This is a genomic window from Streptomyces sp. NPDC050535, from assembly GCF_044457665.1.
Taxonomy (GTDB): Bacteria; Actinomycetota; Actinomycetes; order Streptomycetales; family Streptomycetaceae; genus Streptomyces.
In genome coordinates, this window is sequence record NZ_JBITHE010000015.1 from 39,646 (window position 1) to 54,509 (window position 14,864).

At 70.9% G+C, this 14,864-nt stretch carries 12 protein-coding genes; 1 reads left to right on the top strand and 11 read right to left on the bottom strand.

Going from position 1 to position 14,864, the window contains the following annotated elements:
* Position 1 precedes the first annotated feature (1 nt).
* Together ACIBLC_RS28845 and ACIBLC_RS28850 are read right to left on the bottom strand one after the other, a co-directional pair.
* Positions 2 to 1,150 carry an acyl-CoA dehydrogenase family protein gene (locus ACIBLC_RS28845; RefSeq protein ID WP_399214190.1) on the bottom strand — a complete coding sequence of 383 codons (1,149 nt, stop codon included), beginning with the start codon at positions 1,148 to 1,150 and terminating at the stop codon, positions 2 to 4.
* A gap of 114 nt (positions 1,151 to 1,264) precedes the next feature.
* The gene (locus ACIBLC_RS28850) at positions 1,265 to 2,752 is read right to left on the bottom strand and encodes a FadR/GntR family transcriptional regulator (protein ID WP_399214191.1); all 1,488 of its coding nucleotides are present in this window, start codon (positions 2,750 to 2,752) and stop codon (positions 1,265 to 1,267) included.
* A 194-nt stretch (positions 2,753 to 2,946) separates the two neighbouring features.
* On the opposite strand from ACIBLC_RS28850, the gene ACIBLC_RS28855 reads away from it, so the two are divergent.
* On the top strand, positions 2,947 to 4,149 hold the full coding sequence (locus ACIBLC_RS28855; RefSeq protein ID WP_399214192.1) for an acyl-CoA dehydrogenase family protein: 1,203 nt from the start codon (positions 2,947 to 2,949) through the stop codon (positions 4,147 to 4,149).
* Between the two features lie 119 nt (positions 4,150 to 4,268).
* On the opposite strand, the gene ACIBLC_RS28860 is transcribed toward ACIBLC_RS28855, so the two are convergent.
* The 9 genes from ACIBLC_RS28860 to ACIBLC_RS28900 all read right to left on the bottom strand — a co-directional run bounded on the left by ACIBLC_RS28860 (position 4,269) and on the right by ACIBLC_RS28900 (position 14,785).
* Positions 4,269 to 5,921, bottom strand: coding sequence for a thiolase C-terminal domain-containing protein (locus tag ACIBLC_RS28860; protein ID WP_399214194.1), 1,653 nt, complete (start codon positions 5,919 to 5,921; stop codon positions 4,269 to 4,271).
* Entirely contained in the window at positions 5,918 to 7,063 is a 1,146-nt protein-coding gene (locus ACIBLC_RS28865; RefSeq protein WP_399214195.1) for a thiolase family protein, read from the bottom strand. Before ACIBLC_RS28865 ends, ACIBLC_RS28860 begins: the two co-directional genes overlap by 4 nt.
* Positions 7,060 to 8,262: a CaiB/BaiF CoA transferase family protein gene (locus ACIBLC_RS28870; RefSeq protein ID WP_399214196.1), complete on the bottom strand. Its 1,203-nt coding sequence runs from the start codon at positions 8,260 to 8,262 to the stop codon at positions 7,060 to 7,062. The genes ACIBLC_RS28865 and ACIBLC_RS28870 overlap by 4 nt, the downstream gene beginning before the upstream one ends.
* Positions 8,263 to 8,264: 2 nt before the next feature.
* Entirely contained in the window at positions 8,265 to 9,029 is a 765-nt protein-coding gene (locus tag ACIBLC_RS28875) for a crotonase/enoyl-CoA hydratase family protein (protein WP_399214197.1), read from the bottom strand.
* 9 nt (positions 9,030 to 9,038) lie between these two features.
* Entirely contained in the window at positions 9,039 to 10,307 is a 1,269-nt protein-coding gene (locus ACIBLC_RS28880; protein ID WP_399214199.1) for a MaoC family dehydratase N-terminal domain-containing protein, read from the bottom strand.
* A 20-nt stretch (positions 10,308 to 10,327) separates the two neighbouring features.
* Entirely contained in the window at positions 10,328 to 11,824 is a 1,497-nt protein-coding gene (locus tag ACIBLC_RS28885; protein ID WP_399214200.1) for a class I adenylate-forming enzyme family protein, read from the bottom strand.
* A gap of 144 nt (positions 11,825 to 11,968) precedes the next feature.
* Entirely contained in the window at positions 11,969 to 13,084 is a 1,116-nt protein-coding gene (locus ACIBLC_RS28890) for an acyl-CoA dehydrogenase family protein (RefSeq protein WP_399214201.1), read from the bottom strand.
* 22 nt (positions 13,085 to 13,106) lie between these two features.
* Positions 13,107 to 13,589, bottom strand: coding sequence for a VOC family protein (locus ACIBLC_RS28895; protein ID WP_399214202.1), 483 nt, complete (start codon positions 13,587 to 13,589; stop codon positions 13,107 to 13,109).
* Positions 13,586 to 14,785 carry a cytochrome P450 gene (locus tag ACIBLC_RS28900; RefSeq protein WP_399214203.1) on the bottom strand — a complete coding sequence of 400 codons (1,200 nt, stop codon included), beginning with the start codon at positions 14,783 to 14,785 and terminating at the stop codon, positions 13,586 to 13,588. The genes ACIBLC_RS28895 and ACIBLC_RS28900 overlap by 4 nt, the downstream gene beginning before the upstream one ends.
* Positions 14,786 to 14,864: the final 79 nt, after the last annotated feature.

The window sequence follows — 14,864 nt, forward strand, 5'->3', positions numbered from 1 at the left end:
CCTACAGTCCGAGGGACTTGCTGATGATGGTCTTCATGACCTCGCTGGTGCCGCCGTAGATGCGGGTGACGCGGGCGTCGGCGTACAGCCGGGCGATCGGGGATTCGACGACGTAGCCGTAGCCGCCGTGCAGTTGGAGGCAGCGGTCGACCGTCCGGCCCTGTGTCTCGGTACAGAACAGCTTGGTCTTCGCCGCGTCCACGGGGCTGAGCTCACCCGCGACGTGCGCGGTGACCGCCGCGTCGAGCAGGCATTGCGCCGCTTCCAACTCGGCTGCCATGGCCGCGAGTTCGAACTTGGTGTTCTGGAAATGGGACAGCGGTCGGCCGAACACCGTCCGGTCGCGGACGTAGCAAACGGTCAGGTCGATCGCGGCTCGTGTCTGGGCGACCGCGCCGACCGCGATCGCCAGCCGTTCCTGGGCGAGGTTGCGGCCCAGGTGGGAGAAGGCCGCCCCCACCTCGCCGAGAAGGTTGGCGGCCGGGACCCGGACGTCGTCGAAGGACAACTCCACGGTGTCCTGAGCGGTCAGTCCGATCTTCTCCAGTCTGCGTCCGACGGTGAATCCGGGCATGCCTTTCTCCACCACGAGCAGGGACAGGCCGGCCCGGCGGTCGTCCGGGTCGGTGGCGGTCCGGGCCACGACGATCACCAGGTCGGCGTGGTGACCGCCGGTGATGAAGGTCTTGGCCCCGTTGAGCACGTAGTCCTCACCGTCGCGCACCGCGCGCGTCGCGATGCCCGCCAGGTCGGAACCCGTGCCCGGCTCGCTCATGGCGATCGCCGTGTACAGCTCGCCCGAGGCCAGGCCCGGAAACCAGCGGGCCCGCTGCTCCGCGTTCGCCAGCGAGGTGAAGTACGGGACGACGACGTCGAGATGGGTGCGCAGGCCGCCCAGGGTCACGATCGCGCGGGCGCACTCCTCCTGGATCACGACGTTGAAGCGGTAGTCGTCCTGGCCGCCCCCGCCGTACGACTCGGGTACGGCCGTGCCGATGATGCCGAGTGCACCCAGCGCGGTGAACAGTTCCCGGGGGACGAGGCCGGCGCGCCGCCAGTCCTCGTATGCCGGGGTGACCTCGCGGGCGATGAAGTCGCGGACCAGCAGGCGGAAGTCCTCGTGGTCCTGCGCGAACAGGGACCGGCGCATCGGATCTCCTTCGACTCGACCTAATTCAGTATACGCAATTCCCCTCCCACGAACAGAAAAACGCTCCCTGCGGCCGAGATCCGCAGGGAGCGACATCAGATCAGTGTTATCAACTCAGTGCCACCAAGGGATGAGGGCGTCCAGGTGCCGCCGCGTCCGGTGGCGGGCGAGCCCGGCGTCCCCCGCCAGGATCGCGTCGAGGATGCGCTGGTGTACGTGCTGAACCTCCTCGGCAGCGGTGTCGCCCGGCAGCGGCTGGTCGTGACCGGCCGCGTGCCGGCGGAACAGTTCGGTGATGATGGCGAGGAACAGCGACAGCACCGGGTTCTGGGCCAGGTCGGCGAGTTCGGAGTGGAACAGGTCTGCCTTGCGCGGGTCTTCGGCCGGGCCGTCCGTGGCCCAGCTCACGGCTTTGGTCAGGCGGTCGGCCACCTCCGCGTCACCGTCGGCGTGCCGGGCGGTGACCCGCGCGACGGTGCCGAGTTCGACGGCGTTGCGGACGATCCGCAGATCGTCGGCCGTGACGCCCTGGTACTCCAGGAAGAGCGCCATCGTGTCGATGCTGGCCTGCGATTCCGGTTCGGCGACGATCAGCCCGCCGCCGGGGCCGCGGCGCATCCGGGCCACCGAGTGGTACTCCAGCAGCCGGACGGCTTCGCGCAGTACGGCACGGCTGATTCCGTAGCGGGCGAGCAGATCGGTCTCCGAGCCGAGCACTTGGCCGACCTGCCAGCCGCGCGCGGCGATGTCGTCGTGGATGCGGGCGGCGACCACTTCGGCGAGTTTGGCCCGCGAACCCTCCACCAGTTCGGGTTCGACGACGTTCCCGGAGATCCGCGGTCCGCGCCGCACCCGGTGCTTCTCGATCCAGGCGGCCACCGACTCCAGATGGGCGCCGAGCGCGGTCTGGGCACGGGCGCCGTCACCGGCGATCACCGCGTCGACGACCGCGCGGTGCGCCTCGTGCGAGATCTCCCGCGCCGACTGCGTCTCCGCCTTGGAGATCCGGCGGGAGGTGTGCGCGTATCGCGCGGTGAGACGGGTGAGCACGTCGACGAACAGATGCAGCACCGCGTTGCCCGACAACCGGCCGAGCACGGGATGCAGGGGGTCCTGGGAGTGGACGCCCGGCTCGTCCCAGTGGGCGCGTTCGTCGTCGAGAACGGCGCGGAGGGTGTCGATCCCGTCCTCGGTGATCCGGTCCGCGGCCAGTCCGGCGGCGATCGGCTCCAGCAGGAGACGGGCGTGCAGCAGGTCGGTGACGCTGGTGCCGACGTACTCCAGGTAGATCACCATGGCCCGGGTCGCCGGGCCCGCGTCGGGCGCGGACACGAACAAACCGCCGTTCGGCCCGCGTCGCATCCTGGCGACCTGATGGTGCTCAACCAGCCGCACCGCCTCGCGCAGCACCGCGCGGCTCACCCCGAAACGCTCACGCAGGTCCACCTCGGAGCCCAGCGACTCGCCGACCGGCCACCCCCGGCGGATCACGTCCACCTCGATGCGATGAGCGATCTGCACGGCCAGGGTGCCGGTTCCGCCCGCTGCGGAACCCGGCTCCGGCTCGGTTCCGGCAGGCTCGACGTCGGCGACGGTCGCCATGGGTGAACTCCTCGGACGGGGATCGCGGAGCCCCAGTCTAGTTATCCGGAGGACCTCCTGCGTGCTGCCGAGAGTGCACTCTTTCCATCTCACCCGAGGAAAATGCCATGGCCGCGCTCTGGCCCACGCACGGATCTCCCTTTTAAGGTGACCTCATAGCGGCGCCTGACCCCTGATGACGAGGAGCGGAAGCGATGCGACTGGAGATCACTCCGGAGCTCGACGCCTTCCGGAGAAAAGTGCGGGCCTTCGTCGCGGAGCACGCTCCCGGCGTCAAACGGTACGCGGGCGTGCGCGCGCCCGAGTCCGGCATGATGCCGGCGATCCGGGAGTGGACCGCGAAGCTGTACGAGGCGGGGTTTCTCGGCATCGACTGGCCGGCACAGTACGGAGGCCGGCCCGACGCGCATCCTCTCGAGCCTTCCGTCGTCGCCGAGGAGATCAGCCGGGCCCGCACCTGGCCCCCCGTCGGCGCGGCGTCGCTGGCCTCGGCCGCCCTGATCGAGTTCGGCACCGACGAGCAGCGAGCCCGGTTCCTCCCCCGCGTCCGAGCCTGCGAGGACGTGTGGTGCCAGTTGTTCAGCGAGCCGGAGGCGGGCAGCGACCTGGCAGCACTGCGGACCCGCGCGCGCCGGGTGGGTGAGGGCCAGGACGCGGTGTTCGTCGTCGACGGTCAGAAGGTGTGGACGACCAACGGGCAGCACGCCGACATGGGTTACCTGCTCGCCCGCACCGATCCGGACGCGCCCAGGCACAAGGGCATCACGGCGTTCGCGCTCGACATGCGCAGTCCCGGCGTCGATGTCCGGCCGCTGCGCGAGATCACCGGGACCACCGATTTCAACGAGGTCTTCCTCGACGGCGTCCGGATCCCGGCCGCGAACGTGATCGGCGACGTGAACGACGGCTGGCGGGTGGCGATGAGCAGCCTCGGTCACGAACGTTCCGGCGTGGCCGCCCGCGGGATCGAGCTGTTCGCGGTGCTCGACGACCTGCTGCGGCTCGCCGAGGAGACGGAAGTGGACGGGCGTCCCGCGCTCGACGACTCCGCCACCCGCCGGGCGATCGGTGAACTGGCCACGCGGGTCCACACGAACGCCGCGATGACCGGCCTCGCCCAGTCGCGGATGCTGGCCGGCACGGAGCGTCCCGCCGACGCGCTCCTCGGCAAGATCTTCTTCAGCGAACTCAACCACGACCTGGTCGAGTTCGGCCTGCGTCTGCAGGGTACCGACGGTTTGCTCACCGAGGGCGATCCGGGTGCGGTGGCGGGCGGCTGGTGGCAGGACGCGCACCTGTACTCGCGGGCCTTCAGCATCGCGGGCGGAGCGAACGAGATCCTGCGCACGCAGATAGCCGAACGTGGGCTGGGGCTGCCCCGGGAACCTCGGCGGTGACCGCGTACGGCCGTTGTGCCCTCCGGAGTCCCCCCGCGACGACTTGCCGTTGAGGCGTACGGCTACCGCACGCTCCTCCGGAGCCTCGCCGACGACGGCTGACCACTCACGGCTGTCGACTACCGCGCCGCCCGCAGGAGCATCGCCCCCGACGGCACTCCGCCGCCCGCCGTGACGACGGCCGACCGCGCGTCCTCGACCTGTCGGCCGTGAGCCTCGCCGCGCAGTTGCAGCATGGCCTCGCGGACGAACCCGTAGCCGTGGAGCCGGCCCGCGGACAACTGCCCGCCGTGCGGGTTGAGGGGGAGGTCACCGTCCAGGGCGATGGTCTTGCCGCCCGCGATGAAGTCGGTGGCCTCGCCCGGTCCGCAGAAGCCGAGGCCCTCCATCCAGGACAGGGCGTTGAAGGTGAACCCGTCGTAGAGCAGGGCGACGTCGACATCGGCGGGGGTGAGGTCGGTGCGCGTCCAGAGGTGAGCGGAGGGACCCTGGGACTGGGGCACATGGGTCAGGGTGTCCTGGTCCCAGCTGAGCCGTTCGAGAATCGCCGTGCCGACGGCTTCCACCAGGACTGGCGGCCGGGGCCGGTCTTTCGCGGTCTCGACCGCCGAGACGACGACGGCCACCGCGCCGTCGCAGGGCACGTCACAGTCGTAGAGGCCGAACGGCGTGGTGACCGTCCGGGCGTCGTAGTAGTCGTCGAGCGTCAGCGGGTCGCGGTACAGCGCCTCTGGGTTGCGTGCGGCGCCGGCCCGCTCGGTGACGGCGATGGCGGCCAGGGCCTCGCGCCCCACGCCGTAACGGTGCATGTAGTGCGAGGCGTTGCAGCCGATCCACTGCGCGGCCGACACGGCGCCGAAGGGGGTGCGCCACTCGTACATGCCGGAGGCGCGGCCCGCCGCGGCCGGATACCGCCCGGAGCGCACCAGGGCGGCGTGGGAGGACTCCCAGACCGTGCGGAAGCACAGCACGTGCCGGCACAGCCCGGCGGCGACTGCGAGCATGGCGGCGGTGATCGAGCCGATCTGCCCAGGGGTTTCGCGGGCGCCGTTGACCCAGGTGGGCCGCAGTTGCAGCGCCTCGGTCAGGGCGGTGATCCCGCCCTCGCTCATGCCGTCCGGGGTAGGTCCGGGGTAGGTGGAAAGTCCGTCGATCTCGTCGAGGTCCAGGCCCGCGTCCGCCACCGCGGCCAGGCACGCGTCGACGGTGAGCGAGAGGGGGTCGGTCATGAGCCTCCGGCCCACACGCGACTGTCCGACACCGGTCAGCGCGACCCTGTCCTCGTACTTCCGCGAGGAGGCCATCGGCCGCAGGGCGGCGCGCACCTTTCGAGGTTCGGGCAGCGAACCGGGGCCCGCTGTTCCTTCGTCCGGTTCGAACAGCGGGAGGTACACGGCGTCGTCCTCGGTCCGCTCGAAGCGCACCCGGACCGGCATGCCGACGCTCACCCGGTCCGGTGCGCAGCCGACGATGTTGGTCGTCAGGCGTGCCCGGTCGTCCTCGGCGAGCGCGACCACCGCCACGACGTACGGGGGCGGGAAGGACGGCAGCCAGGTCTGGTGGGTGACCGTGAAGCCGACCACCACCGCCCGTCCTGAAACGGGTTCGGGCGCGACCGCCCGACTGCGGCAGGACGGGCACAACGGCATCGGTGGGTGGAAGTAGCGCCCGCAGTCGTCGCAGTGGGAGATCCGCAGGACGCCGTCGGCGCCGGAGCGCCAGAACTCGGAGCTGGCGAGCGACGGTTGGGGCAGCGGGCGGTCCGGGGTCACCGCAGCAGCTCGATGATCGTGGCGTTCGCCGTGCCGCCGCCCTCGCACATGGTCTGCAGGCCGTAGCGGAGCTCGCGGCGCCGCATCCGGGCCAGCATCCGCGTCATCAGGATCGCTCCGGAGCCGCCGAGCGGGTGACCGACGGCGATGGCGCCACCGAGCGGGTTCAGCCGCTCCGGGTCGGCGCCGGTCTCGGCCAGCCACGCCAACGGGACCGGTGCGAACGCCTCGTTGACCTCGAACACGCCGATGTCGTCGATGGACAGTCCGGCACGGCGCAGGACCTTCTCGGTCGCCGGGATCGGGCCGGTGAGCATCGCGATCGGGTCGGCGCCGCTAACCGCTCCGGTGTGGTAGCGCGCGAGGGGGGCGAGGCCCAGTTCGCGGGCGCGTTCCGTGGTGGTGATGAGCAGGGCCGCGGCGCCGTCCGAGATCTGGGAGGAGTTCCCGGCGTGGATCACGCCGTCCTCCTTGAAGGACGGTCTGAGGCCGGCCAGTGTCTCGACCGACGTGCCCCGCCGCAGCCCTTCGTCGACGGCGAACTTCGTGCCGTCGGCCTCGATCGGCACGACGTGGTCCTCGAACGCGCCGTCGTCGATCGCGGCGGCGGCTTTGGCATGCGAGGCGGACGCGAACTCGTCGAGCTGCTTCCGGCTCAACCCCCAGCGCTCTGCGATGAGTTCGGCGCCGATGCCCTGACTGAACTCGAAGCCTTCGTAGCGTTCGAGGACCGCGGGCCCGTACGGCTGGCCCGTGGTCCGGTGCGAGCCGAGCGGAACCCTGCTCATCGTCTCGACGCCGCCGGCGACCACGAGGTCGTACTGACCCGCCATGACGGCGTGGGCCGCGGAGTCGACCGCCTGCTGGCTGGAACCGCACGCCCGGTTGACCGTCACACCGGGCACGTGCTCGGGCCACCCGGCGGCCAGTACGGCGAAGCGGCCGATGTTGCTCGACTGGTCGCCGATCTGGGTCACACACCCCCACATCACGTCGTCCACGGTCGCGGGGTCCACTCCGGTGCGGTCCACCAGGGCGGTGAGCACCCGGGCCGAAAGATCCGCCGCGTGCACAGTGGACAGCGAGCCGTTGCGTTTGCCGATCGGGGTGCGTACGGCGTCGACGATGACGGCGTCCCTCATGACCGGATCCTCTCGTTCGGTTTGCCACCCTGTACGGCGGCACCACTGTCGAGCAGTTCGCCGATGCCGCCCACTCCCCAGTCGCGGAACACGTCACTCGTGTCGGCGCCCACGGCCGGTGCCGTGGTCCCGGGACTCGACGGCGTCAGGGAGAACCGGGGGGCCGCGGCGGGCTGTACGACACCGTCACGGTCGACCAGGCTGCCCCGGGCGGCCACATGCGGGTGGGCCGCCGCCTCGGTGAGGCTGAGGACCGGCGCGACGCAGGCGTCGGTCCCCTCGAACAGCGCGGTCCACTCGTCCCGTGTGCGCTGCGCGAACCGCCTTTCCAGGCGGCGGCGCAGCTCCGGCCAGGTGGAACGGTCGTGCTGGCGGTCCGGATCGACGTCGAGGCCGAGCAGGCCGACGAGGCTCCGGTAGAACTTCGCTTCCAGCGCGCCGACCGCCATGTGGCGGCCGTCGCGGGTCTCGTACACGGCGTAGAACGGCCATCCGCCGTCGAACCGGTTGACACCTCGCTCGTCGCTCCACTCGCCGCGCCCGAGTTTGGCGAAGGTGCTGGCGAGCAGGTGGGCGGTACCGTCGACGATGGCCGCGTCCACGACCTGTCCGCGGCCGGTCCGCCCGGCCGCGTGCAGTGCGGCGAGTACGCCGATGACGAGGTAACAGCCGCCGCCCCCGAAGTCGCCGACGAGGTTGAGCGGGATCTGCGGCGGTCCGCCCGCGTCCCCCATCGCGCCGAGCGCCCCGGTGAGGGCGATGTAGGTGAGGTCGTGCCCGGCCGCGGCGGCCAGTGGACCGTTCTGGCCCCATCCGGTCATCCGGCCGTACACCAAGCGGGAGTTGCGGGCCAGACAGACGTGCGGGCCGATGCCGAGCCGCTCGGTGACCCCGGGGCGGAATCCCTCGATCAGGACGTCGGCGTGCTCGACGAGGTCGAGGAGGGCAGCGGGCGCGGACGGGTGTTTGAGGTCCAGCACCACCGACCGCTTGCCGCGGTTGAGTACGTCGGCGGGTCCGCCCGCGTCCGGTTCGTCCGCCCGCTCGGGCCGGTCCACGCGGACGACCTCCGCACCGAGGTCGGCGAGGAACATGCCGGCGAACGGACCGGGGCCGATGCCTCCGAGTTCGACCACCCGGCAGCCGGCCAGTGGACCTGCCGTCCTCGGCGGCCCCGCCACGGTCAACGTCTCCGCCATGGTCAACGCCCCCTCCACACCGGCGCCCGCTTCTCGGCGAACGCCGCGGCGCCCTCCCGCGCGTCCTGCGAGGAGAAGACCGGTGCGGCGATCTCGGCCTGCTCCGCCCAGCCCTCCTCCAGCGTCCAGTCGGCGGTGGAGCGCGCGATCCGCTTGGTGGCCGCGACGGCGAGCGGGCCGTTCGCCGCGATCGTCCCGGCGAGTTCCAGAGCTCCGTCGAGAGCGCCGCCCTCGTCGGTGAGCCGGTTGACCAGGCCGACCTGGGCCGCGCGTACGGCGTCGACGGGCTCACCGGTCAGGAGCAGTTCCAGCGCGATCGCGTACGGGATCCTCTGCGGCAGTAACAGCGCCGCCCCCGCCCTGGCGACCAGGGACCGCTTCACCTCCGGCACACCGAGCCGCGCCGTACGGGCCGCGACGACGAGGTCACAGGCCAGCAGCAGTTCGAACCCACCGGCCAGAGCCCAGCCCTCGACCGCGGCGATCAGCGGCTTGCGCGGCGGCGTGATGCTGATGCCGCACAGTCCGCGGCCCTCGATCGCGGGTGTCTCCCCCCGCAGCCAGGCCTTCAGGTCCATGCCGGCGGAGAACGTCCCGCCCGCGCCCGTGAGCACCCCGACCCGTAGTTCGTCCGACTCGTCGAGCTCGTCCACCGCGGCTGCCACGCCGGTGGCGACCCCGGCGTCGAGCGCGTTCCTGACCGACGGGCGGTTGATCGTGATGACCTGGACCGCGCCGCGGCGCTCCACGAGCACTTCGTCCGACACGTTTCCTCCTCAGCTGTTGTCCTCGATGGCCGGCACCGCGAAGCGGGCCAGTTCGTGCGCGACCAGGCCTTCCAGATCCTCGGCGGGCGGCGCGGGCAGTTCGACTGCGCGGTCCCGGGTCGGCAGGAGCACGACGGCCGTGCCGGGAGTGGTGACCTCTCCCCGCTGGTTCTCGCAGCGCACCTCGATGTGCACCTCGTGCCGCCCGCCCGTCCGCCGCTTGTCGACGACCGTGCCGCGCACCCAGGTGGTGTCGCCGAGGTAGTTGAACCTGCGGTGCTCGCAGCGCAGTCGCCAGAGCCAGCCGTCGTCACCGATCCAGTCGGTGAGCAGATGACACAGCCAGGTCTCGCGCATTCCCCCGTAGTCGTAGGGGTTCGGCAGGCCGAGTTCACGGGCCCGCTCGGGCTCCCAGTGCAGGCGCTGGACCGTGTCGGGGATGTTGAGCGGGTTGGGTGGGTAGAGCCCCGGTGCCTTGCGCCGGATCCGCGCGGAGATGCCGAACACGCCGGGCGGGGTCAGCTGCATGCCCCAGCCAAGGTGCCAGACGACCACGTCGGTGGTGGTCAGAGGACCCTTCACCCGGGGCTGCAACTCCTCTCCGATCTCGACGTCCTCCCAGTAGCGCGGCTCCGCACCGCGCCTGGTCTCGGCCGCGTAGGCCGCGTCGATCTCGGCGAGTTGCCCGGCCGTGTAGGGGTTCTGTACGAGCCGTTCCCTGGCCCGCTGCTTCGAGGCGTGCCGCTCGGCGTTGATCCAGGTGCCGCGCCGTACGGCGTGCGGCTCGCCACGCTCGTTGGCGTAGAGATAGTCACGGACGACATGTGCGGAGCGCCCGCCGAAACTGCTGCGCCTCGGCTCGACGGCCACCTGGGTCTCCAGCACCCGGCATCGGTCGCCGAGTCGCAGCGGTCGCCACCACTCGAACTCCATCACCGCCTGGTAGGAGCCGAGACCGGCGAAGGGGTCGCCCTTCAGCAGCGCCTTCGTCTCCCGACCGGGCTTCGGGGCCGCGTCCTCGCCCATGGTGTAGAGGAAGGTGGGTGGCGCGACAAGGCATCCCCAGCGGGTCTTCGCCCCGTGCTCCGGGTCGCAGTAGAGCGGGTTGTCGTCGCCGTAACCGAACGCGAAGTGGCGTACGCCGTCCCAGGTCACCTCGTAGTTGTGGGGCGGGTTGCGCTGCGGGACCGGGATGCCGAGGCGGCGCCGGGAGCGCTCGATCGCCTCGTCGGTCAACACGCCGAAGCGCTCCGCGCGTTCCGTCCCGGTGCTGGTCATCGAAGGTCCTCCTCGGACACTCAGGCCGTCGTGGGGTGCGCGAGCCGGGCGCGCACGATGTCCAGCAGCTCCACCCGGCTCACCTTGCTCGACGGCGTTCGGGGCAGCGCGTCGAGTACGACGATGTGTGCCGGCACCTCGTACGGCAGGAGTTGGCCGCGGCACAGCTCGACGAGCTCGGCGACGGTCGGGGGTGTCCGGTCCGGCACGGCTTCGACGGCCGCCACCGGGACCTCACCGAGTCGCTGGTCCGGCAGTCCGACGACGGCCGCCTCACGAACGGCGGAGTGGGTCTCCAGCACGCGTTTGACCGTCTCCGGCTGCACCTTGAAACCGCCGCGGATGACGGCGTCGTCGGCGCGCCCCTCGATCCACACGAACCGGTCGGCGTCGATCCGGGCCAGGTCGCTGGTCCGCACCCAGGCACGGCCGCCCTCCGTACTCTGGTCGGTACGGACCTCCAGCCGCCCGGTCCGCCCGGCCGGCAGTTCGACGCCGTCGTCGCCCGTCACCCGGAGTTCGACCCCGGGGAAGGCGCGGCCGGCGCTGCCCGCCTTCCGCTGCCACCATCTCCCGTGCAGCGGGAGCGTCCAGCCGGCGACCGCGCCGGCGAACTCGGTGGCTCCATAGGTCATCAGGACCGGAATGCCGTATCTCCGGAAGAACGCGTCGGCCAGTTCCGCGGGGCAGGGCGCCGTGCCGGAGGTGACCACCTGAAGGCTCGCCAGCCGCTCGTCGGGTACGCCTGCGTCGAGTACGGCCCGGATGGCCGCGGGTACCAGGTTCGCCGCGCGCAGCCGGTGCCGTTCCACCGCGTCGACCCACGGTTCGACGGCGAACCTCGGCAGGAGGAGCATGCGGCGCCCGGTGGCGAGACAGGCCAGGGCCCGCCACAGTCCCCCGATGTGCACGAGTGGGGCGGCCACGAGTGACGCCGAACCCGACAGCAGCCGGCCTGACTTCGGTGTCTGTCCGCCGGAGAGGAGTGCCTGGTCCAGTTGTCCGTCGCGCAGGTGCACCCGCTTGGGGGCGCCGGTGGTACCCGAGGTGAGCATCTCCACGGCGACGCCGGGATTGGCGGTCGTCACTGCGGTCGCCGCGCCACCGGTGAGGCGTACGGCGCCGTCGGGTGCCAGTTCCAGGACCGCTCCGTGCGCGGTCACGGCGGCCAACACCCCATCGCGTGCCAGTGGTTCGGCCCCTGAGACGACGACCGGTGGTGCGCAGCGGGTGACGTCGGCCGCGAGCCGCGCCGCGGGCTGCAACGGGCTGAGCATTACCAGGCAACGCCCGGACGCGATGACGGCGGCGACCACGGCGACGTGCTCGGGCCGGTTCTCGAGTACGACACCGACGCGGCTCCCGGCACCCAGTCCAGCGGTGTCGAGCGCGTCGACGACACTTCGCGCGGTCTCCTGAACCTGCCCCCATGTCCACCAGGTTCCGTCGTGCTCGATCGCCTCGGCGTCGAGGGGGGCTTCGGCCAGCAGTCGGGACAGGCGGTCGCGAATTCCCACGTGATCAGCCTTTCGGGAGGCCGATGTGACTCACTCGCCACTCACCACTCACCAATAGAGTACACTTAATTGTACTTCTGATGCGCACATCTCTGAGAAAACCGGAAACAGGAACATTATCAGGGCACTGAATAGGCGAGGTCATCAGATTCCGATCAGGTCGGCCAGCCTGGCCCGGTGCATCGCGGGGCCCCCGAACAGGTGCTCACTCGACTTCGCCCGCTTCAGGTACAGGTGCGCGTCGTGCTCCCACGTGTAGCCGATGCCCCCGTAGATCTGGATGCTCTCCTTCGCCGCATGGCTGAAGGCGTCGGAGCAGTAAGCGGCGGCGAGCGCGGCCGGCGCGGACAGCCCGGCCGGATCCCGCGCGGCCACCGAGGCGGCGTGGTAGGCCGCCGAGCGCGCTCCTTCGACCTCCAGCAGCATGTCGGCGCACTTGTGCTTGATCGCCTGGAACGATCCGATCGGCCTGCCGAACTGCACCCGGACCTTCGCGTACTCGACCGCCGCGTCCAGACAGGCCTGTGCCCCGCCCACCTGCTCGGCGGCCAGCGCCACGACGGCGAGGTCGGTCACGGCGCGCAGATAGGCGGAGGCGTCACCGTCCGGGCCGACCCGCAGCGCCGGAGCGCCGGCGAGATCGATCCGTGCCAGTCGTCGTGTCGCGTCGAGCGCGTCGAGCCGTGCGCGGCTCACGCCGGCGGCGCTGCCGCTGACAGCGAACAACCCCGGGCCCGTGTCCGTACGCGCCACGACGAGGATCAGGCCGGCTGTGTGGCCGTCGACCACGAACATCTTGGTGCCGGACACCGTCCAGCCGTCGTCGCCACGGCTTGCCGCGGCCGTGACATCCTCCGGCCGCCATGACCCGCTCTCCTCGGCCAGCGCCAGAGTGGCCGTCAGTGAACCGTCGGCTATCGCGGGCAGCCAGCGCGCCTTCGCCGCGTCGTCGCCGGAGACGGCGAGGGCCTGGCCGGCGAGAGCCACCGTCGCGAAGTACGGCGACGGCAACAGCACACGGCCCAACTCCTCAAGCACAATGGCGAGTTCGACCGGTCCGCCACCGGAGCCGCCGTACTTCTCCTGGAACGCCAGGCCCTGGAGACCGAGTTGACCGGCCATCTGCCGCCATGCCGCCGGATCATGCCCCTCCTCCGACTCCGTCCAGCGGCGCACCACCGCGCTCGGCGACCTGTCGGCCAGGAAACGGCGCAACGTCGCCCGGAGTTCGTCCTGTTCCTCGGTGAGCGTGAGTGCCACCAGGTTCCTCCACGATCGGGTCTCAGTGCGTTTTCGACCGCAGGTAGGCGGAGAAGTCCGGCATCCGGGCCCGGTCCACGATCTCGATCCGCACGCCCGAGGGGTCCAGCAGGTAGGCGAAGACGGACGGGGCACCGTCGACCACCGCACAGGCCTCCAGGGCGAACCCCGCCTCCTGAAGCCTTTCGGCCGTCGCAGGGACGTCGTCGCAGAAGTAGCCGAGGTGATGCGTCGCAGCTCTCGGTGCCGCCGTCCATGGAGTCCCGGGGATCTCCTGCACGAGTTCGACGTACGGGGCGTCGAGGGAGTACGCGAAGCGCAGGTTCAGCTCCCGTTCGCCTTCGGCCAGACGGATCGGCAGCTCGGCGGACATCGTCGCCGTCCATCGGTATCCCGCGATCTCGGTCAGCGCCGACTTCGACGCCTCCAGATCCGGCACGACGAGCCCGGTGTGGTAGAGGTCCGTCGCACTGAGCGGGCGCGTTGTGGCGCGCGGGCCGCTCACCATTCGAGCCGCAGGGACTTGATGCCGTACATGTTGCCGTGCTGCTGAAGATCCTGGCCGGGCGCGAGCCGGTAGTCGGGGATCCGCTTGTGCCACTCCTCGACGGCCACGTTCAGTTCGAGACGGGCGAGGTGCGATCCCAGGCACCGGTGGGGGCCGGAGCCGAACGCGATGTGGTTGACGGTCTCCCGGTGCGGGTCCACCTCGAGCGGGTTCTCGAACCGTTCGGGGTCTCGGTTGGTGACCGCGAGCGGAAGCATCACCATCTCGCCCGCCTTGACAGGGCAGCCGCCGATCTCGACGTCCTTGGCCGCCTTGCGGGCCGGTACGACGAACGAGTAGACCCGCAGGGTCTCCTCCACGCTCGTCGCGATGAGCGACGGGTCGGCGACGATCGCCTCGCGCAGGTCCGGGTGGGTGGCGAAGTGGTACAGCGCCCAGCCGATCGAGATGGGGACCGTGTCGAAGCCGGCCTGGAACATCAGCACGCAGAAGGCGTGCATGTCCCGGTCGTTGATCAGCTCGCCGTCGATCCTCCACGTCATCGCGCGGGACAGCAGATCGTCCCTCGGCGCCTCCCGGCGCAGGGCGATCTGTTCCTCGAAGTAGTCCGAGACAGCGTTCATGGCGGCCATCTGCCGGGCGCCGTCGGCGTCCTCGCCGTGGGAGAGGTGCAGCAGGTCGTGCACCCACTTGAGGAAGGTGGCCAGATCGTTCTCGGGCAGACCCATCAGGCGCATGAAGATCAGGGTCGGGAACCGGCGGGCGAACTCGTCGAGGACGTCGACGCCCCCGCTGTCCCTCACCCGGTCGATCATGTCCGCGGCGACCCGTCGGACCTCCTTCTCCCGTGCGGCCACGGCGTTCGGTGAGAAGTCCTTGCCCAGCAGGCGCCGCCACTTGCTGTGCAGCGGCGGGTCCAGCATTTCGGGGATCCACAGGAACCGGGGGTTGGGTTCGAGGGCGGTCACCGATGTGTTGGAGAAGGTGCGCCAGTCCTGCAGTGCCTCCTGGACTGCCGGGCCGTCGGTGACCACCCAGAAGCCGCGGGCGACGGTGCTCCGGAAGCCGGAGTGGGCGCGGGCCATCTCGTCCCACCGGTGCTGGTGGCTGAGGACCGGGCCGCCGAGACGATTGTCGAAGTGGTAGGCGGGGACGCCTTCGTGGATGCCTTCGGGTTCGAGGGTCGTGCTCATCACGGGTCCTCTCTTCGGTGTGCCGGGGCGAGGCGGGGGTGCGGGCGTGACACGGCCACGTCACCGGCGGAGGCCGCGG

Excerpts from the sequence above, each read along its gene's own strand:
- ACIBLC_RS28850 (WP_399214191.1), bottom strand. The coding sequence starts at position 2,752 with ATGGCGACCGTCGCCGACGTCGAGCCTGCCGGAACCGAGCCGGAGCCG.
- ACIBLC_RS28870 (WP_399214196.1), bottom strand. The coding sequence starts at position 8,262 with ATGGCGGAGACGTTGACCGTGGCGGGGCCGCCGAGGACGGCAGGTCCA.
- ACIBLC_RS28865 (WP_399214195.1), bottom strand. The coding sequence starts at position 7,063 with ATGAGGGACGCCGTCATCGTCGACGCCGTACGCACCCCGATCGGCAAA.
- ACIBLC_RS28845 (WP_399214190.1), bottom strand. The coding sequence starts at position 1,150 with ATGCGCCGGTCCCTGTTCGCGCAGGACCACGAGGACTTCCGCCTGCTG.
- ACIBLC_RS28855 (WP_399214192.1), top strand. The coding sequence starts at position 2,947 with ATGCGACTGGAGATCACTCCGGAGCTCGACGCCTTCCGGAGAAAAGTG.
- ACIBLC_RS28900 (WP_399214203.1), bottom strand. The coding sequence starts at position 14,785 with ATGAGCACGACCCTCGAACCCGAAGGCATCCACGAAGGCGTCCCCGCC.
- ACIBLC_RS28880 (WP_399214199.1), bottom strand. The coding sequence starts at position 10,307 with ATGACCAGCACCGGGACGGAACGCGCGGAGCGCTTCGGCGTGTTGACC.